The sequence below is a fragment of the Geomonas silvestris genome, assembly GCF_014193515.1.
Lineage (GTDB): Bacteria > Desulfobacterota > Desulfuromonadia > Geobacterales > Geobacteraceae > Geomonas > Geomonas silvestris.
The window spans coordinates 512,349-531,492 of the sequence record NZ_BLXX01000001.1; the positions used below are offsets into that span (position 1 = coordinate 512,349).

The 19,144-nt window shown below is 61.6% G+C and carries 18 protein-coding genes; 11 read left to right on the plus strand and 7 right to left on the minus strand.

The annotated features are described in order from the left end of the window. Positions 1-22 precede the first annotated feature (22 nt). Positions 23-229: a response regulator gene (locus tag GMST_RS02160; RefSeq protein WP_183352956.1), complete on the plus strand. Its 207-nt coding sequence runs from the start codon at positions 23-25 to the stop codon at positions 227-229. 608 nt (positions 230-837) lie between these two features. Here GMST_RS02160 and GMST_RS02165 read toward each other — a convergent pair. The 4 genes from GMST_RS02165 to GMST_RS02180 form a co-directional block, all read right to left on the minus strand. Beyond that, positions 838-1,530, minus strand: coding sequence for a VIT1/CCC1 transporter family protein (locus tag GMST_RS02165; RefSeq protein WP_183352957.1), 693 nt, complete (start codon positions 1,528-1,530; stop codon positions 838-840). Positions 1,531-1,847: 317 nt separating this feature from the next. Then, positions 1,848-2,450: a DUF4304 domain-containing protein gene (locus GMST_RS02170; RefSeq protein WP_183352958.1), complete on the minus strand. Its 603-nt coding sequence runs from the start codon at positions 2,448-2,450 to the stop codon at positions 1,848-1,850. 96 nt (positions 2,451-2,546) lie between these two features. Continuing rightward, complete coding sequence (locus GMST_RS02175) at positions 2,547-2,984, minus strand: DUF4826 family protein (RefSeq protein WP_183352959.1); 438 nt, start codon at positions 2,982-2,984, stop codon at positions 2,547-2,549. Positions 2,985-3,977: 993 nt separating this feature from the next. After that, positions 3,978-4,352 (minus strand): hypothetical protein, encoded by a 375-nt coding sequence (locus GMST_RS02180; protein WP_183352960.1) that lies wholly within the window; start codon positions 4,350-4,352, stop codon positions 3,978-3,980. Positions 4,353-4,436: 84 nt separating this feature from the next. Here GMST_RS02180 and GMST_RS02185 point away from each other — a divergent pair, with 84 nt between their 5' ends. The 10 genes from GMST_RS02185 (at position 4,437) to GMST_RS02230 (ending at position 17,498) form a co-directional block, all read left to right on the plus strand. Further along, positions 4,437-5,777, plus strand: a complete 1,341-nt coding sequence (locus GMST_RS02185; protein WP_183352961.1) for an integron integrase — start codon at positions 4,437-4,439, stop codon at positions 5,775-5,777. 177 nt (positions 5,778-5,954) lie between these two features. Further along, a complete protein-coding gene (locus GMST_RS02190) occupies positions 5,955-6,596 on the plus strand; it encodes a hypothetical protein (protein WP_183352962.1) in 642 nt (213 codons plus the stop codon). Positions 6,597-7,375: 779 nt separating this feature from the next. Then, on the plus strand, positions 7,376-7,915 hold the full coding sequence (gene tssJ, locus GMST_RS02195; protein WP_183352963.1) for a type VI secretion system lipoprotein TssJ: 540 nt from the start codon (positions 7,376-7,378) through the stop codon (positions 7,913-7,915). Positions 7,916-7,932: 17 nt separating this feature from the next. Continuing rightward, positions 7,933-9,309: a type VI secretion system baseplate subunit TssK gene (gene tssK, locus GMST_RS02200; protein ID WP_183352964.1), complete on the plus strand. Its 1,377-nt coding sequence runs from the start codon at positions 7,933-7,935 to the stop codon at positions 9,307-9,309. Positions 9,310-9,315: 6 nt separating this feature from the next. Beyond that, positions 9,316-9,996, plus strand: coding sequence for a DotU family type IV/VI secretion system protein (locus tag GMST_RS02205; RefSeq protein ID WP_183352965.1), 681 nt, complete (start codon positions 9,316-9,318; stop codon positions 9,994-9,996). Positions 9,997-9,998: 2 nt separating this feature from the next. After that, positions 9,999-13,397, plus strand: a complete 3,399-nt coding sequence (locus GMST_RS02210; RefSeq protein ID WP_183352966.1) for a type VI secretion protein IcmF/TssM N-terminal domain-containing protein — start codon at positions 9,999-10,001, stop codon at positions 13,395-13,397. A gap of 22 nt (positions 13,398-13,419) precedes the next feature. Further along, positions 13,420-14,964, plus strand: a complete 1,545-nt coding sequence (gene tssA, locus GMST_RS02215; protein WP_183352967.1) for a type VI secretion system protein TssA — start codon at positions 13,420-13,422, stop codon at positions 14,962-14,964. A 42-nt stretch (positions 14,965-15,006) separates the two neighbouring features. Next, complete coding sequence (gene tssB / locus GMST_RS02220; protein WP_183352968.1) at positions 15,007-15,486, plus strand: type VI secretion system contractile sheath small subunit; 480 nt, start codon at positions 15,007-15,009, stop codon at positions 15,484-15,486. A gap of 10 nt (positions 15,487-15,496) precedes the next feature. Further along, the gene (gene tssC / locus GMST_RS02225; protein WP_183352969.1) at positions 15,497-16,990 is read left to right on the plus strand and encodes a type VI secretion system contractile sheath large subunit; all 1,494 of its coding nucleotides are present in this window, start codon (positions 15,497-15,499) and stop codon (positions 16,988-16,990) included. 22 nt (positions 16,991-17,012) lie between these two features. Beyond that, a complete protein-coding gene (locus GMST_RS02230; protein WP_183352970.1) occupies positions 17,013-17,498 on the plus strand; it encodes an Hcp family type VI secretion system effector in 486 nt (161 codons plus the stop codon). 90 nt (positions 17,499-17,588) lie between these two features. On the opposite strand, the gene GMST_RS02235 is transcribed toward GMST_RS02230, so the two are convergent. The 3 genes from GMST_RS02235 to GMST_RS02245 form a co-directional block, all read right to left on the minus strand. Beyond that, positions 17,589-17,852 (minus strand): hypothetical protein, encoded by a 264-nt coding sequence (locus GMST_RS02235; protein WP_183352971.1) that lies wholly within the window; start codon positions 17,850-17,852, stop codon positions 17,589-17,591. A gap of 63 nt (positions 17,853-17,915) precedes the next feature. Then, entirely contained in the window at positions 17,916-18,290 is a 375-nt protein-coding gene (locus tag GMST_RS02240; protein ID WP_183352972.1) for a PilZ domain-containing protein, read from the minus strand. Positions 18,291-18,602: 312 nt separating this feature from the next. Then, positions 18,603-18,968: a TSCPD domain-containing protein gene (locus GMST_RS02245; protein WP_183352973.1), complete on the minus strand. Its 366-nt coding sequence runs from the start codon at positions 18,966-18,968 to the stop codon at positions 18,603-18,605. Positions 18,969-19,144 lie beyond the last annotated feature (176 nt).

Here is a 19,144-nt window from a genome sequence, read left to right on the forward strand (position 1 = left end):
CCAAGTGCGAAAAGGATCCGACATGAAGAAATGTCTGATAGTTGACGATGAAATCCTCTGCGGCGAACTGCTTGCGCATATGCTGAGCAATCATTTCGAGTGCAAAACGGCAACCAGCGGCAAAGAGGCATGGGAGATTATCGAATCGAGTTGGCACAAAGGCGAATTTTTCGAGTTCATCTGCTGCGACCTCGAAATGCCGGGGTTAAGCGGTCACGGATTGATCTGAAAAATCCGCTCGTTGGAAGATAGCGCATGCCGACCGGGAGTGGCGGCGGCCAAGATATTCGTGGTGACTGCCGGCACCTCAGTCTGGGAGTCTGGAAAGACGTTGCTTGACGAGGCTGCCGACGGCTACATCATCAAGCCCTGCGAACCGGGGCACCTATTCGAGCAACTGCAGGAACATGGCCTCCTTGAGTAATGGAAAGACGTACACAACCTCCCTCCCAGGCTCTTTCGCCAACGCCTGCCTGAGCGGCGGAGCGTCTCAGCTTATATCGGCTTTCCGTCAGCTACTATCTGCCGCTCCGAGTCCGCTCCTGGTCTTGGTTGGCGCCGGTTTTCCTCTACTAGCTTTGGCTGATCTCACCCTCTGGCAATCTTCCGTAAGCTGAATCTAACCTCACGCGCTCTCACGTGCATCTGTGCACTTAGCGAACTTGTTTTAGGCGAGCCTTTTGGCCAACAAATCTCGTCTGAACATTAATATGTTACGTATGTTACCTGCGTCCCCTCAACCCCGTCCCCTCAACCCCTCAAACTCAACGAACTCCACAACGTCGTCCCCTTTTCGCCGACGGCGGCCTCGTCCCGGACGGAGGGCTTAGCTGCCAGTCAGACTGCCGTACCGAAGAGGGCGCCTATTGCCGCTGTGGCCGCCATCGCCAGGGCTCCCCACAGAGCGACACGAACTGCCCCGACAACAATGCTTGCCCCCCCGGCTCGGGCGGCAAGTGCGCCCAGAGTCCCCAGGCACAAAAGTGAGCCACCTGCCACCACGGGAATGAAAAAAGCAGTTGGACTGAACCAGGCGATGAGTAGCGGCAAGGCTGCACCCACTGAAAAAGTCACTGCAGAGGTCAGTGCCGCCTGAAGGGGGCGGGCGATGACTATTTCTGAAATGCCCAGTTCCTCGCGCGCATGTGCCTCCAGCGCATCGTGTGCCATAAGCTGCTCAGCGACCTTCCTGGCGAGTGAGGGCTCAAGTCCTCTCGCGACATATATTGCCGCCAACTCCTGGCACTCAGACACAATGTCCGTCTTAAGTTCACGCCGCTCACGGTCAAGGTCGGCCTTCTCGGTGTCGGATTGCGAACTGACGGACACATACTCTCCCGCCGCCATGGACATGGCACCTGCCACCAAGCCCGCTACCCCCGCTAACAGCACATTGCCCCGCACCGTGTTAGCGGCTGCGACCCCCACAACGAGGCTTGCAGTCGAAAGGATTCCATCGTTTGCGCCCAGCACCGCCGCCCGCAGCCAACCGATTCTGGTTGCATAGTGCTGCTCCAGATGTTTAGGCATTCTCCCCACCTGTGGTTTTGTTATTGGCGCCGTCGTTTAAATCCGCATGGAGACAGAGAGGGACGCGTATAAGAACATAAGATTTCTATGAGCAGTTAGCCAATCAGGAGTCGGTGAGATGGTCGCCATTGGTTTGCATCTTTTTTTGGCTATCTCGTCCTTCCATCCACGTCCATCAACATGATCGGCTCTCACACGCTTTCATTTACATATACTAGGCTTAGCCTGCCTGGTTCGGCGAGCCTTTGAGCAAACGATTACAATTTCGGGATTAAAGCAGCTGACACGCGAGCTGTTGGTCACTCATGGTCCTTCCATCACAATCCAAGGTTGCTCTTGATTTTGCTTATAGTACTTTTAAAACCTGTCATAGTACACTTTGTTTCTAATTCGCGAAAAATTGCCTCTGCTTCCTTTTTCCGGTCGAAGTAGCAGAGCAGGATCGCTTTTGCAAGACCTTCAGGGGGATTTTTCATTTTTAAGTTAGTTAGGAGAAAGTCCATACTCGATGCTTCATTTAGAAAAGGAACCCCGATAGTACTCATGGTTTCTGCTACCTCTCGACCGATCAGCGACAAATCTGAGTCCGTCGTCACAACCCACCAGTGATCTTTCCTTTCGTTCATAAGGAGCCCAATGCGGCGAGAAAATATCGGTGCAGCACTCCCTGGGTTTTTAGGATAAGGCGTATTGGTAAGCATCTGATGATAGAAGGGGAATACAATGTTTAAATTCACGGTGAATTGACCGCTGCTCGGCGTGTTCCACACACTTGACTGGAAATTGATCACTTGTATGAAATCGTCTTGCGGTCGGCAAAATGAGCGGGCTGTCTTATGAAAGCCTTCCACTTTGAGAAGTGGTGAAACACTTTCTTGGATAATACTGTCAATAGCTTGAGATGCTGGAGACTTTTTCACCATTTTCTCTTTTCTCGCCAACGGCTAGGTGAGCGGCTGAGCGCTTGGCGTTCGTCGGCTCTTATCCACTGCTTTTCCAACATCTTTCGGCTTAGGCTACTCTCCCCACACCGTGTCATCCTCTACAAACTGTCTCAAAAGTTCAGTACGTCTTTTGAGAAGGTCGCCAAGCACTGACCAATCCTCTTTTATTCCGAGCTTGATCGTCGGATGTGATTCGCCTCGCAGCATGAGTCCTGAGACCTCTCCCCATACTTCGGCAAACATTCGCATTGCTTCTCTTGGATGCTTAACCGTCGCCGCTGAAATATAGTCTGTCGGCAAGTCTCCGGAAATGGCCCACCACCCAATCCAGCCTGGGCTTTTCTTGCTCTCTATTGCCCAGATCGCAACGTATGGCGGAACATGCCATGCTGGCCACTCCCCAATCTCTCCGTGGTCAACATTTTGCTCTTTCAGGTACTCCTCGACTTGAACACGCTGCTCAGCACACCACCGTTCCTCGACCTCTGGTTTTTTGAAATCCTCAGTCATGATTTTCCTTCTCGCCAACGCCTGCCTGAGCGGCAGAGCGCCTTGCTATTCTCGGCTCTTTTTAACTCTCATAAGCCGCGGCGTCCGCTCCTGGCTGTGGTTGGCGGCCTTTTTTCCCGACTGGTTTTGGCTGGTCTCAGCCTATGATCCAACTTCCATCCGCTTACCAGACTCTCACAGACCCTCACGTACTTCCATCTGCTTAGCAAGCTTAATCAGCAGACGCCTTTAGCCAAATTGGGTCGTCATGGTTATAATGATTTTCCACAGCCTCTCCGAACTATCCCGGCTGGAAATCGTTGCGGTCACCAGCTTACTCCTGCTCAGGAAACTTCCATCGACTGTCACCAGCATCCGATCATACTCAGGAAACTCCTTCGGTGATGCAGCCGGTAATTATCGCGCTATTGCATTTCATTGTGAAAGTTCAGCCGGCGGCTTTCTGAATCAGTTGAATCACGAGAAAAAATACAGTATTAAAAAAGGAATGGAAATTATAGCGGATGTTATAAGAACCATTTTTATAATTGACACAATTGCGAATATCCAGGTGGTCTCTTTGAAGTCCTGCCAGGTCATGACTCTTCGTGCTTTCACGAACTCGTTGGCCAGAAGGCCTAAGCCTAAAAGTGAAAACATTCCTCCGGCAATCATGAATTCAGGGCCGGACATAGGGCCATGCTTTCCAGCCCGAGGGATTATTGCGCCAGAACGATATGCACTGTAACCCTGGAAGATCATAATGATCCCACCTATTAGGCAAGAGATTCCGATAAATGTAGAATTTTTGTCTGGTTTGCTGTGCTTATTACTGCCCATTGTATGGTTTTCTCTGCGGCCTCTGCGTCTCCGCGGTTCAAAGATTTTGGGGTCCCAAGTATTGCCCCACGCCAACATGTAATTATGCAGAAGCAACAAGCATCTAATGTTATATGCCGGCATCTAATATTAGATGCTTGTTTATAGTATTAGATGCTTTTGAGGCATCTAGTATTATATGCTTTTGTTCGGCTTCTCCGCGCGGAAGGCATCTAATACTATATGCTTTTCAAGGTCGCTCCCCTTGATCTTGCCGTACGGGATGCGCCACACTTTCGCCTTGGCATCCCATTTCCCACTGGCCGCCTTGGCCATCGCTTGAAAGGCCTTATCCTCTAAACCAATCCGCACCGGGACTATCTGCTGTGCCGTGAAATGCAACGCTGGCGGTGTCCACGGCTTGCGCTCAACGATTATCTCTGCCGTCTTTATGCGCAGACCGGTCTCTGCATCATACCGGTAGCGCACACACACGAGATCCTCACCGTACAGCGCCTGCAACTTCCTGGTTCCCTTCTGGCCCGGCTTCAGTTTTAGGCGAGTCGTCATATGCCCCCCTAGGCGCCAGCTTGGCGTGCCGACTATATGTTAATATTTACAACCTGTAAATTAAAAACCACGAAGGGTACGCTCATGGAACACGTTCCTCAGAATGTCTTGGAAAGGTACCGACACCATCTCGCCGAGCGTGGCATTGCTCCCCACATCACCTCCCAATTGGAGCAGTGGTTGCGGTTCTTTCTCGATTTCTGTCACAAGTACCAGGTCAGTGGCTCGTTTTCGGAGCAGACACGCCTCTTTCTGCTGAAATTGAAGGAGAAACATCAGACGGACTCCCAGCGACAGCAAGCAGTTTACGCGGTGTCTCTCTACCAGGATATGATCACATCGGGAAGAAATACGGTAGGAATTCTCATGGGGCCAACTGCACCGACAACGCCCTCAGAAACACCGAAGACTGCGTATCCTACCTCCCGATACTGTGAAGCGGGCTATGCCGTCACCTCGGCTTCGCCGGAGTGGGATGCCGTGCTCGCCACCTTGGCCGACGAGATAAAGCTGCGCCACTACTCCCGCAGGACGCTCAAAACCTACGCAAACTGGACGCGAAACTTCCAGAAGTTCCTTAAAAACAAGGCACCACAAGACCTTTGTACGGAGGACGTCAAGGCCTATCTCTCCTTTCTCGCGGTCAAGTGCCAGGTGGCGGCCACTACCCAGAACCAGGCTTTCAATGCGCAGCTCTTTTTCTACCGGCATGCACTAAAAAAGGAGTTCGGCGAACTTCGTGAGGTGCCTCGGGCCAAAATGACGTCGTATCTCCCAACGGTGCTGTCCCGGGATGAGATCGACAGGATCCTCCTGCATCTGTCCCACCCGTTTCGACTGGTCGTCGAACTCTTGTTCGGCTGCGGGCTCCGGAAGTTTGAGGCGCTCTGCCTGCGCGTCGGGGATTTCAACTTCGATACCGGTCTTCTCACGGTCCACGGCAAGGGAAGGAAAGACCGCCCGGTTCCCCTGCCGAAGTCGATCCTGGGGGAGCTGCAAGCCCAGATGTCGTTTCTCGCGCAACTGCACGAAAAGGATCTCGCCGCGGGGTACGACGGTTCTTTTCTGGAGGAACACGTAGAAAAGAAGTTCCCCAAGGCCGCAAAGGACTTTTGCCAACAGTGGTTCTTCCCGCAACGCTCCCTTACCGTGATCCCGGAAACCGGCGAAAGGCGCCGCTATCACCTGCATGAGACGCACCTCGAACAAGCAATCGGTGCAGCGGCACGCAAGGCAAAAATACCCAAGCGTGTCTCTGCACATGCCTTTCGCCACTCGTTTGCCACCCACCTCCTGCTGGCGAACCTCGACATCAGGACCATCCAGCAGTTTCTCGGACACGTGAGGCTGGAGACGACCATGATCTACACGCACTGCGTGCCGAGCCTGAGCAAAAAGGAGCCGATGAGTCCGCTGGATCTGTGAAAACTCCCCTGCCCCGCTCACCGCTAGCGCCTCCCTTCCACGACTGTTCGCTGCGCCGGTTTTTTTTAAAATTTTTCTAACGGCCACTTGCAATTCCCGTCATCCCCTTTACTCTTCTTCAATCCTTGTTTTATTAACTAGCGCTCACAAACGACCAACTCAAAAAAAGGAGGACCCATGTCAGTACCTACCGTACCCTTTTATGGCAAGGACACAGACCGCCTGGCCAAGCTCGACATCGCTTACAAGATCATCAAGGAATCGGCATCCTTCCAGAGAAACTGGCCCTCTACGGTGGACGATAACGAGATCTTCAAGACGCAAATCGACTACTATCGGTCCACCTTCGAGGCCGCCTACCATTTCGACCGCCGCGCCATCGCAGCACGGATCGCCGCCGCCAACGAGGTCAGCACCACCTGGCAGAAGATCGTTAATTATGCCTACTCCACCAAAGAGGATCACTCCGAGATGCTGGAGAGAATGGGGGTTACCAAGAAGAAATCTCCGCGCACCTGGACCAGCACTCCGAGCGTGCCCGAGATGACCGACTTCGCCGTGGTAAATATCGATAAAAAGGGGTACCTGCGGGCCAGCTGTTCACGGGATCGGCGGCGCTACTCCTACGAAATCTGGATTACCGAAGGGGACCCGAGGATCGAGGAGGGATGGTTCTTCAAACAAACTTTCGGAGACTGCACGAATATGGAGATCTCAGGCTTTCAACCGGGAAAGGAAATCTCACTCCGCTGCAGGATAATCGGAAGGGATAACATCCCCGGCCCTTGGTCGCATACCATCACCATCATGGTGACCTGATTCACCTGCCCACGTTGCCACAGCTTACCTGTCTAGCACTGCCCCGGTATCGTCGAGACCCAAGCGGTCTCCGTTCCGGGGTTTTTTTGTGGTGCCTTTCTCGTAACGCTGGGTCCCGCCCCCCACCACGACGATCTCATTCGCCATGCCATTTGCCCCGCTGCAATTATCTAGCGAGATAATTGCACGAGGTAACCCCAAAATGTTTTTTTGAGACGGCAAAATTGCAAAAGGTACCCCCAAAAAACAAATGTAGGAGTAGATAGTTGTTTTTCAGAGCTCCAAAAAACAAATGTAGGACTAGATAATTGTTTTTCGGAGCTCCAAAAAACAGCAAGGCAGGGCATTGTCGTTTTTCAGAGCTCCAAAAAACAAATGTAGGAGTAGATAATTGTTTTTGGTAGCTCCAAAATTGCAAAAGGTAGTGGCACTTTGCATTTTTGGAGCTCCAAAATCCCGCAAGAGACGACAAAGTTGTTTTGGGTGACGCCGAACCGGAAATGGCGACGAAAGATCCGCCTTCCCTACCCGAAAAGCGGCTGCGGGGAACGTTTGGCAGGTTCAATAATGAAATAACACCGGAAAGGGATCTCATAATACACATTGCACCGGATCAATAATGAAAGAAAATATTTTGTGCAAGATGTTGCAAACTTATAAATACCTATTAATCTCATCATTCGTACGTTTTATTGACGGATAGTGTTCATTATTTACACAATCTCCCTTGAGTAACATTTGCCTAGTACAGGCGAATCCGACAGTAGAGGTGTGATGCGATGACTAAAACACTATCCTCGTTACTGATCACCTTCTCGGTACTTGTCGGATGCTCTACGACTTCACGTACCGTGGTGCCTCCGAACTGGAACTTCGAGCAGGGTGCCATCGATCTGCACCTCGCCAGCACCTCGCAGCTCAACCTGTTCCAGAAAAACCCGCACTCTCTCCTTGTCTGCCTGTACCTTCTGAAAGATCCCACCGCGTTCAACCAGGTCGCCGGCGAGCAGGACGGCCTGGCGAAACTCCTGCAGTGCTCCCCCTTCGATCACACCGTCACCTATTCCCGACGCCTGGTGCTGCAACCGAGCCAAAGCCTTCACGAGCAACTCGACCGCAGCGAGGGGGCACGCTTCGTCGGGGTGGTGGCCGGCTACTACAACCTGCACCCGGAAACCTCGCTGCGCTCCTTCGCCATCCCGCTTTCGGAAACGGAACAGGGCTCACAGCTCGTGCAGCGGCCGGCGAAACTCGCCATCGACCTCACCCTCGGAGCCCAGCAGATCGAGACGGCCCCCCAAAAAACGAGCGCTCCCTAGCCTATCCGGAGATACCGATGGAAAAGCCGCTATTTTGGCAACAGGGAACCCTGCTGCAACCGCAGCACTTCCAGCTTTTGGAGCGCAGTGCCGCGGAGCGCCTGTTCCCCTACCAGAACTACCTGCAGCCCTACCTCTGGGGGGTCGGTGCCCTGAAGATCGGCAAAGCTGCCCTGACCCTGGGGAGTTTCGAGGTGACCGAGGGGGAGTTCCTGTTCCCCGACGGAAGCTTCGCATCCCTCCCGGAAAACGCCCGGCTCGCCCCGCGCAGCTTCGATCCGCACCTGCTCGAGGACGGCAAGCCCTACACGGTGTACCTGGGTCTCAAGAAGTGGCAGCAGCACGCAGCGAACGTGAGCGTGGTCGCGGCGGCCGACCCGGCGCCGCTCCCGACCCGGTACGCAGCAGGGGCCGCAGGGGTCAAGGTCGCCGACCTCCATGCCGGCGGGCCCGAGGCGGAGGTGCAGCGGCTCGAGCTCGTGCTGCGCATCTTTTGGGAAGACGAGCTGGACCAGGTGGGTGAGTACGAGCTGATCCCCCTGGCCCAGGTGGAGCGAAACGGCGCGGAGATCGTCTTGTCGGAGCGCTTCGTGCCGCCGAGCCTTTGCTGTTCGGCCTCAGCGGCGCTTTACCACCTGATCCGCGAGATCCGGGACCAGGTCATGGCGCGCGCCCGCCAGCTCGAGGAGTACAAAACCAGGCGCCGCATCCACGGCGCCGAATTCGGCTCGCGCGACATGGTCTTCATCCTCGCCCTGGGCGCGGTGAACCGCTACCTGCCGCTGCTCTTTCACTTCGTGGAGACGCCCCGGCTCCACCCGTGGCAGGTCTTCGGGGTACTGCGCCAACTGATCGGGGAGCTGAGTGCGTTTTCCGACACCATCGACGTGCTGGGCCAGGGTGCCGGGGACCAGGGGGTGCCGGGCTACCGGCACGGCGACCTCTGGGGCTGCTTTGCCGCGGCGCAGCGCCTGATCCTCAAACTCCTGGACGAGGTGAGCGCCGGGCCGGAGTACGTGATCGGACTCGAGTTCGACGGCAGGAACTTTTGCTGCGATCTGAAGCCCGCCATCTTCGAAGGGCGCAACCGGTTCTTCCTCGCGGTCACCTCGGACCAGGAGCGCCCGAGCGTCTTGAAAGAGCTGGAACAGGGGGCCAAGGTTAGCTCGCCGGTGCACCTGGAACTTCTGGTGAACCGCTCGCTGCCGGGGATCCCGCTACAGTACCTGCAGGTCCCGCCGCAGGAACTCCCGCGGCGGGCCGACACGCTGTACCTCGCCATCGACCACAGCGACCCCCAGTGGGACGGGGTCCGCAAGGAGCGCAGCCTCGCCCTGCACTGGGCCGGGGCTCCCGACGGGGTGGCAGTCGAGCTGATGGTACTGGGGAGGTGACCGGCCATGCACCTGGTGGAAAGTTTCCTGCCGCTTTTTCTCTACCAACTCCGCCTTTTGGAGCGGATCGCACGCGACCAGCCCCCCTATCCCGAGGTGCGCGCCGAGGTCGAAGAGCTGATCCGGTTGAGCGACGGGCATCCGGCGCGCACGGTGGTGAGCCAAAAGGAGTACGCCGAGGCGCGCTTCGCGGTCTGCGCCTGGATTGACGAGGGGATCCTCAACTCGGGCTGGCAGCACAAGGAACCCTGGCTCGCCGCGCAACTGCAGCGGGTCTACTACGGCACCAGCGACGCGGGGGAACTCTTCTTCAGCCGGCTCAAGGAGCTCGAAAAGGTGCAGCAGGAAGTGCGCGAGGTCTTCTACCTCTGCCTGGCCCTCGGCTTCTCGGGGCGCTTCTGCCAGGAAGAGGACGCCTGGCAGCTGGAACAGGTCCAGGCATCCACCCTGAAACTCCTCCGGAATGGGCACCTGGCCCCGATCGACCCGGAGGTTCCCGGGCTGTTCTCGGCACCACGGCCCGCCTCCGGAGCCTCGCCCGCTCCAAGGCGCCCGCTCGCGGCACTCTTTTCCCTCGGTCCGATCTGTATCGCCGCCTCGTTGGTGCTCTTTGCGGTCCTGTACCTCATCTACTTCCTCACCCTAAGCGGTATCGGCAAGAACTTCCTGAAAACGACGGGGACCTGACCATGAACGCGCCGGTACGCAGCTTCCGCACTACCCTCATCTGGTACCTTGCCGGCACGGCGCTTTTCCTGGCCGGTTGCGCGGTTGCCCTCAGCGCCGCCTGGCCCTGGTGGGTCGGTGCCGCTTTAGGGCTCGCCTGTCTCGGTCTGGCGCTCGCCGTGGCGAGCTTTTGGCGGCTTTGGCTGCGCCGGTGCGGCGCCCCGGTCGCGCAAGAGCCGGACTGCGCCGCGGCGCGGGAGGCGGTCGAGGCGAAGGATGCCGACCTGCGCTGCGTCGAGCGCTGTTTCGCGGCCGGCGTGGCGGCGCTGCGCCGCTCCCGGCTCGGGCGCCAGGGGAACCCGCTCGACCTCCTCCCCTGGTACCTGGTGCTCGGTCCCAGCGGCTCGGGGAAGAGTGCGGCCCTCAAGGGTGCCCGGCTCGCGGCGCAGATTCCGGAGCCGCCCTGGGAGGAGGAGGGGACGCCCCCCTGGAACTGGAGTTTTCTGGACCGGGCGGTATTTCTCGACCTGCCGGGATGTTACGCGAGTGCGACGGAAAGCGCCGCGCACCGGCACAAGTGGCGTCGCCTGGTCGCGCTCCTGGCCCGGCACCGCGGCAAGCCGGTGAACGGTGTGCTGCTGGTCGTGGGAGCGGACCGCCTGCAGAACGCCCCGACGGAGCAGCTGGAAGAGGACGCCCTGACGCTCCGCCAGCGCGTCGACGAGCTGATGGGATCGAGCGCGCTGCGGATCCCGGTGTACCTCCTGGTGACCGGGTGCGACTCCATCCCCGGGTTCGGCGCCCTGGCGCGCCTTTTGCCGGCCGGCCGCCTCGCGGAACCGATGGGGGAGCTGATAGGGGAACCTGCCGCGGCACCGAACCTCGTGGTGGCGGGGCTCGTGGAAGCCCTGCAGGAGCGCCTGAGGAGCCTGCGCCTCCAGTTGCTGGCTCGGGGCGCGACAGGCCCGGCGCGTGCCGGAATGCTCGAACTTCCCGAGGCCTTCGGCCGCTTGCAACCGGGGCTGCTGACCTTCGCCGGTCGTTGCTTCGGCACAAGCCCCTACCGGGAAACCCCGCTGTTACGAGGGATCTTCTTTGCGGCCGCGCCGCCCGAGTCAGCTCAGGCGGGCGCCGCACCGAGCCGGGACCCCTTGGGCGACGAGCGGCGCTGCGGGCTCTTCCTCCACGACCTTGTGGGATCGATCGTTCCCGGAGATCAGGCCACGCTCAGGCACACGGAGGGTTGGCTGCGCTGGCGCCGGGGGACCTGGCGGCTCGCCCTGGGGGGCGCCCTGGCGCTGAGCCTTGCGCTGAGCGGCCTGCTGACCTTCTCGTTTGCGAAGAACCTCGAGGTGCTGCGCTCCTTCGGACGGCTGACGACCTCCCTCACCACACCGGGGGGGACGCCTGGCACCACCCAGGCGCTGGAGCGCTTCCGGCAGGAGGTCGTCAAGGTCGAGGCGCAGAACCGGGATTGGTGGCTGCCGCGACTCGGGCTGAACGCGAGCCTCCAGGTCGAAAAGGACGTAAAGGCCCGCTACTGCAGGGAGTTCCGGCAGGCGGTGCTCGCCCCCGCCGACCAGGGGCTCCAGGCCGCTGGGGCGCTCCCGGCGAGTCCCCTCTCCGACAAGGACTACGGGCGCCGGGTGATGTACCTGGTGCGGCGCCTAAACCTGGCACGGCTCGCCCTCAAGGAGCCGGCGCCGGAGCGGCTCGCCCACCTCCCCCAGCCGGATTTCCCTCAGCCTCAGGATGCCGAACCCGGCTCTGCGGCGCGGCTTGCCACCCTGTACCGCTCCTATCTGGCCTGGAACCGGGAGAGAGCCGGCCGGGAGGAGGAGATCGCCCGGCTGCAGGACGCGCTCAAGCGCGAGCTTGCCGCGCGGGGTGGCAGGCTGGAGTGGTGCCTCGGCTACCTGGAAGAGTGCGGCGGGTTGCCGGCCTTGACCCTGAAGGAGTTCTGGGGCGGCAGCCGCGAACTCCCGGGCGCCCCCACCGTACCGGCCCCCTGCACCGCGCAGGGGCGCCAGGCCGTCGAGGCGCTCCTTGACGAACTGGCGGCGGCCCTCCCCGACCGGCAGGGGTTCGCGGCGACCCGGGGCGCCTTCCTCAGCTGGCACCGGGCGAAGAGCTTTGAGGCCTGGCAGCGCTTCGCCGCCCAGTTCAGCCAGGGGAGCAGGCGACTGGTCGGGAGGGGGGAATGGCAGCAGGTCGCCGCACGCATGGCCTCGGACCAGTCTCCCTACTTCGCCCTCCTGGACCGCCTCGAGCGCGAGGCAGCGGGTGCGGGAGGCGAGCCCCCGGGGTGGCTTCCGGCTCTGCGCGAGCTTAAGCGCATCCGGCACGAGGCGGCGGCCGGGGTGAACCGGATGGCGGAAACCGGAAAGCTCGTGCTGACCACGGTACGAAAGAGTGCGGGACAGCGCGCCGGCGCCGAACGCCTCGAAACGGAAGCCGCCAACGCCCGCGCGGGGCGGGAGTATCTCGAGGCACTGGCGGCACTGGCCGCGGCGAGTTCCAGCCGCGGCGAGACCTTCAAGCTCCTCGCCCAGGCCTACCAGGAAGACCCCGCCACCGGAAGCTCCCCGTGCGCAGCCGCCCTCAGGGGCGCGGCGCGGCTCAAACGGGCCTTGCCGGAGGGGAGCGGGAGTGCCCTGGCGGCACTCGTCGACGGACCGCTCGACTTTCTCATGGGCTACCTGCGCCGGGAGGGGGGCGCCCAGCTGCAGGAGCTCTGGGAGGAACAGGTGCTCGCGGCGGGGCTCGGCCTCTCCGAGCAGCAGGCGGCAGCGCAGCTTTTGGGGCCGGAGGGGGCGGTGTGGCGCTTCGTCAAAGGGCCCGTCGCCCCCTTCCTGACCCAGACCCTCGGCGGGTTCCGTCCCCGGGAATTCGCCGGGACGCCCCTCCCGATCGACGGCGCGCTGCTGCACTACCTCGGCAAGGGGGTGCAGACCCGGGCGACCCTTGCGGCGAGCGCCAGGCCCCAGAGCTACCCGGTCGGGATCAGGGGGCTCCCCACCGACAGCAACAAGGACGCGCGGGTGAAGCCGCACGCCACGCGCCTCGAGCTGCTTTGCAGCGGGTCGAGCCAGGAGCTGGTGAACCACAACTACCCGGTGGCCAAGACCTTCCAGTGGTCGCCGGAGAGCTGCAGCGAGGTGACGCTGCAGATCGAGGTCGGGGACCTGGTGCTGACCCGGCACTACCCGGGGTCGCAGGGGATGCCCGAGTTTTTGAAGGAGCTCAAGGGGGGGAGGCGCAGTTTCACCCCCCGCGACTTCCCGCGCGAGCAGCAGGGGCTCGAACGCCTGGGGGTGAAGACGGTCACCGTGAACTACCAGATAACCGGGAGCGCGCCGCTCCTCAAGCAGGCGGTGGCCCTGAGCGGACAGGCGCCGCGGGTCATCGCGCAGGGTTGGTAGACCGGCGCACGAGGGATATGCCATGGAGCTGGAACTCTCCCAACTAAGCTGCCACCCGATCCGGCCCGACGCCCCGGCGGGTTTCGAGGTCCGCGAGGACCCCGGCTTCGAGGCACTGCAGGCCGAAGTGGAGAAACTCTCGGCGCCCGCCGCGGCGGGACCGGTGGATTGGCCCGGGGTGGCGCGCCTTTCCGGGGCGCTTCTTGCGGAGAAGACCAAGGACCTCCTGGTGGCGAGCTACCTCGCCGTGGCGCTGGTGCACACCGAGGGGTGCGCCGGATGCGCGAGGGGACTTACCTTTTACCGGGAGCTCCTGGAGCATTTCTGGGAGAAGCTCTACCCGCAGAAAACGCGGCTGCGCGCCCGGCTGCGGGCACTCGAGTGGTGGGTGGAGAAGACCCTGGCGGCGCTGGAACAGCTGGGCGCGGTAAGCTGGCCCGCTCCCCTGCGCGACGGGGTCCTCGACGAACTGACCCGGCTGGAGCGCCTGCTGCACGACCAGCTGGAAGCCCCTCCCTCGCTGGCCCCGCTCATCGACTATTTCTGCAGCGTCGAGCTGGTGACGGCTTTAGAGCCGGCGCCGCAACAGATCGGCCGGGCGGAACAGGTTTTGGAGGCTGCGCCCCCAGCGCCCGAGGGGCCGGCCTCTTCCGCGGAAGGGGCGCAGCTCGAGGGGACCGGCTCCCTCGAGGCGGCGCTCGGGGCAGTGAGCCGTGCCGTCTTCGACTCCTGGCAGCGGGACCCCGCCCCCCCGCACCTCTACCGCATGAGGCGCCAGCTCGCCTGGTCGCCGCTCGAGGAGTTGCCGCCGGCCGAGGGGCGGCTCACCAGGATCCCGCCCCCGCCCCAGGCGCTCGTGGCGCTTTTGGAGGAGCTGCAGTGCTCGGACGAGCCGGAGGTCCTGCTCAAGGCCGCCGAGACCCGGCTGGGTGAGTACCTTTTCTGGCTGGACCTGAGCTTCTTCGCCTACCAGGCCCTTTTGCGCCTGGGGGACGGGTACGCTCGGGCCCGCGAGGCGGTGCGCCAGGAGACCGCTTTTTTCGTGCGGCGCCTCCCCGGCCTCGAGGAGCTCTGCTTCGCCGACGGCACCCCCTTCGCCTCGAGCGCGACCGGATGCTGGCTCGCCCAAAGTGCCCAGTCGCTCCCCCTCCCCTGCGGGGAGCAGGGGCCTGCGGAAACCCGGCAAGATCCAGCCCCGGGCGCAGAGCAGGTCCGGCACCTGGTCCAGTCGGGGAGGCTCAAGGAAGCGATCGAACAGAGCCAGCAAAAGCTGAAGGAGTGCGGCTGCGGCAGGGAGCGGCTGCTCTGGAGGGTCACCATGGCCGGGATGCTCATGGCGGCGGGCCAGGGGCGGGTCGCCCTCCCCTACCTCGAACAGGTCCTCGAGGAGTTGGACCGGCACCACCTTGAGGAGTACGAACCGGAACTCGCACTGAACGCCCTGGAGCTCGCCTGGCGTGCCTACCGGGAACAGCCCGAGCCCCAGGCCCGGGAGACGGCCAGCGCCCTTTTGCTCAGGATCGGGCGGCTCGACCTCCCCGAGATGCTGAGGCTCACCAACCGCTAGAGAAGCGGCAAACCGGCCGCCCCAGGCGGCCAGGAGGTTTTTATGACCAAAGAGGCAACGGTAGCACCACGGGAACGGGTCAACATCGTCTACCGGCCGTCGCTTGAAGACGCCCGCGAAGAGGTGGAACTCCCCCTCAAGATGCTGGTCTTGGGCGACTTCACCGGCTCGGGCGACCAGCGCCCCGTCGAAATGCGCACCCCGGTCAGCGTGGAGCGCACTTCGCTTGACGAGGTGTTAAAGGCGCAGGGTGTCACCCTCGCCATCGCGGTGGAGGACCGGATCGGATGCCTCGGCGGCGGGCTCGCGGTTACGCTTTCCATCGAGTCGATGCGGGACTTCACCCCGCAGGCGATCGTCGAGCAGGTTCCCGAGCTAAGGCGGCTCGTCGAGTTGCGCGAGGCGCTGCGGGCGCTCAAGGGGCCGCTGGCGAACCTCCCGGAATTCCGCAGGAAGCTCCAGGAGGCTATCGGCGACGAGGCGGCGCGCCAGAGAGTGCTGAGCGTCGCCGCGTCGGACTAGGGGGGGCACCATGAACAACGACCATCATTTCCCGACGCAGAGCGTCGAACTCCCGACCCTCGGGGTAGACCTGATCCAGGAGATCGTCCAGTCCACCCGCATCGAGCCCGCCGACGAGGCCTATGCGCTTACCTGCCGCGGGGTCGAGACCCTGATCACCGAGCTCGCGGCAAAGGGGGAACAGAGCGTCCGGGTCTCCAGCCAAAGCCTCGACCATCTGATCGCCGAACTCGATCTGAAGCTGGGGCGGCAGCTCGACGAGATCCTGCACCACCCGGATTTCCAGAAGCTGGAGAGCGCCTGGCGCTCGCTCGAGTTCCTGGTGCAGCGGGTCGACTTCCGCGAGAACATCAAGGTCGAGATCCTGCAGGTGACCAAGGAAGAGCTTGCGGAGGACTTCGAGGACGCGCCCGAGGTGGTGCAGTCCGGGCTCTACAAGACGGTCTACAGCGCGGAGTACGGCCAGTTCGGCGGCACCCCCTACGGCTGCCTGATCGGCAACTACCAGTTCGGCGCCGCCGCGGCGGACGTGCGGCTTTTGCAGCAGGTAGCGCAGGTGGCCGCCTTAAGCCACACCCCCTTCATCGCCGCCGCGGCGCCCCAGTTCTTCGGGTTGGCGGATTTCGGCGCGCTCCCCCTCTTGAAGGACCTCTCCTCGACCCTGGAGGGGCCCCAGTACCAGAAATGGCAGGCCTTCAGGGAGACCGAGCCGGCCCGTTACGTCGGGCTCACCCTGCCGCGTTTTCTGCTGCGCCTCCCCTACGGCCCGGACGGGATCCCGGTGCGCAACTTCGACTACCAGGAAATGGCGGGGGTCGAGCACGCCAACTACCTGTGGGGCAACGCGGCCTTCGCCTTCGCGTCCTGCCTCGCCGAAAGCTTCGCGCGCTACCGCTGGTGCGCCAACATCATAGGGCCCCAGGGGGGCGGTGCGGTCGAGGACCTGCCGCTGCACCACTACCAGGCGCTGGGCTCCCTGCAGACCAAGATCCCCACCGAGGTGCTGGTCTCGGAGCGCCGCGAGTTCGAGCTGGCGGAGGAGGGTTTCATCGCCCTCACCATGCGCAAGGGGAGCGACAACGCGGCCTTCTTCTCCGCCAACTCGGTGCAGAAGCCAAAGCACTTCGGCGTTTCCGCCGCGGGGAAGGAGGCCGAGCTGAACTACCGGCTCGGGATGCAGCTCCCCTACCTCTTCGTGGTGAGCCGGCTCGCCCACTACCTCAAGGTGATCCAGCGCGAGCAGATCGGCACCTTCAAGGAGCGCGAGGATCTGGAACAGGAGTTGAACACCTGGATCAGGCAGTACGTCTCGGACATGGACAGCCCGATGCCGGGGGTGCGCAGCCGGCGGCCGCTGCGCCAGGCCGAGGTCTCGGTGCAGGAGGTCCCCGGGGAGGCCGGGTGGTACCGGGTCTCGCTTCAGGTCCGCCCGCACTTCAAGTACCTGGGGGCCTACTTCACCCTGTCCCTGGTGGGACGCCTGGACCGGGAGAAACACTCATAAAAACCGAAAAGGAGGAAGCGCCATGGCGATGCCGGCACACCTCACCCTGGAGGGGGAAAAACAGGGAAAGATCGAGGGTTCCTGCGACATGCAGGGGCGGGAAGGGAGCATCCTGGTCTTCGGGATGGATCACGCGGTCAACATCCCGCGCAGCCCGACCGACGGCCTTGCCACCGGCAAAAGGGTGCACGGACCGCTCTCGGTGGTCAAGGAGTACGACAAGAGTTCGCCCAAGCTCTACCAGGCGCTCTGCACCGGGGAGCACCTGAAGAGGGTCACCCTCAAGTGGTACCGGATCACCAAGCAGGGGACCGAGGAGCACTACTTCACCCACACCCTCGAGGACGCCATCGTGGTCGCGGTGAGCCCGTTCATGCCGACCACGCTTCTCTCCGAGAACGACCCCTACCGCCACATGGAGAAGGTCTCCTTCACCTACAAAAAGATCAAGTGGACCTGGGAGCCAAGCGGCATCGAGGCGGAAGATTCCTGGTCCGCCCCCAAGTGATCGGAAAATTCGGGGAGCTTAGGGAAGAAAAAAGCGGGGCCGCCGTGATGGCGTGCCCCGCTTCGTTTTTGCCGAGAGGCTTGAGAAGGGTTACAGCGTGAGCGCCTTGGGCCGGTCGTACTCGGTGCGCAGCGGTGCGAACCTTTCCGAGGAGGGGGCGGGCTCTTCATTTGGGTCGGGAAGCAGGATGGCCAGGGCGCAGTAGCCCAGGAAGAGATAGCTCAGCAACAGCCCGGCGATGACCAGAGCAAGGGGCGACGGCTCGCTGGCCAGAAAAAACCAGATGCCCCCTCCCAGCGCGCAGCTCACCAAGGTCCCCATCCCCCCCGGGTTTTCTTCATCACGCTCCCGCATGTTCCCCCTCTTTCACCACAGACCCCCAACGGTACCGCGGCTTTCGGTAAATTCGTCCCGAAACTAGCCCATATCGGCCTGCTGCTCGTCGAGGAAGCTGTAAAAAGCCCGCATGAACTCGGCGGGGTGCCTCCCTGAGCCGTGCAACAGGTTACTGAAAAACAGCAGGGTCTCCGGATCGAGCTCGCCGCAGCTGCAGCCGATGCCGGAGCCGGTAACCCGCGCCACCGAGCACGGCACCGTGAACGACAGGGAGCGCCCGGCGTGCTTCAGGATGATGGAGACCGAAGCGGTTCCGCCAGCTTCCCCGGGGGCCGGCATGGCCACGAAAAGCCCGTGCCTGCTGATATCGCGCACCTCACTGGAGAAGGCGCTGCCGTTTTGTACCACAAAAGCCGGCGCCTTGAAAGGAATCCTTGTAGAAAGCCTGCGTTCCATGACTGCCCCCTTTCCGACTACCGGAATTGCTCTTACTCTAACACAATCCCGGCGCAGCGACAGTCACAAGGCGATCAAAAGTCACCGTTTTTGACAGGCGCCTCCAAAGGCGCACAGACACCAGGAGAATTTCCAGGGCCCGCGGATCTCTTTATTCGCTATCGGCAATAGGCAAAGAGCGCTGAAGCGCTTTTTAAAACAGTCAGAGGTGAACTTCTGACAATGAGGAACGCGGGAATAAGCCGGAAGGCGGGGGACAGCGGGGCGGGAAACGTGCACCGGGAAGCGAGTTCAGGGGCGACCGCACCAGGGTCAGCTGCGCTCCTCCTCGGAGATAAGCAGGTTCAAATCGGTGCCGGTTTCCAGGTGGCGCAACACCAGCCTGAGTGCGACGGAGACCTCGTTCAGACAGGTCTTGGGGCCGTGGTGGCAGGCGATGCCGGCCAGGGCCTTCACCGCCTCGCGGGGGTCGAGACCCGAGCGCAGGCCGTAGGATACCAGCCGGGCCACCCCGTCGGCCATGGCGGAACTGCAGCCTCCCGCCTTGCCGAAGCGGATGAAGACCTCGAAGGGCTTCTGATTGCGGGTAGTCACCGTGATGAAGAGTTTGCCGCAATGCGACCTGCGCTGCACGGTGAAGCTCAGCGTGGCCGTGGGGCGCGGCACCTTACGCGTCATGTCTCCTCCTTGCGGGCGGCTGCCGGCGCCGTCCGCGCTACGGGGTAACCATACCATCTGGCGGGCCGTTTGGCAGCAAGATCCTGCGGCGCTACCCGGCCGGGGAAGCGGAGGCCTGCGGTCCCCCGGCGCCTTTTGCGCATTTACCTAGGGAAAACACTGTCAAGTAATCCGAC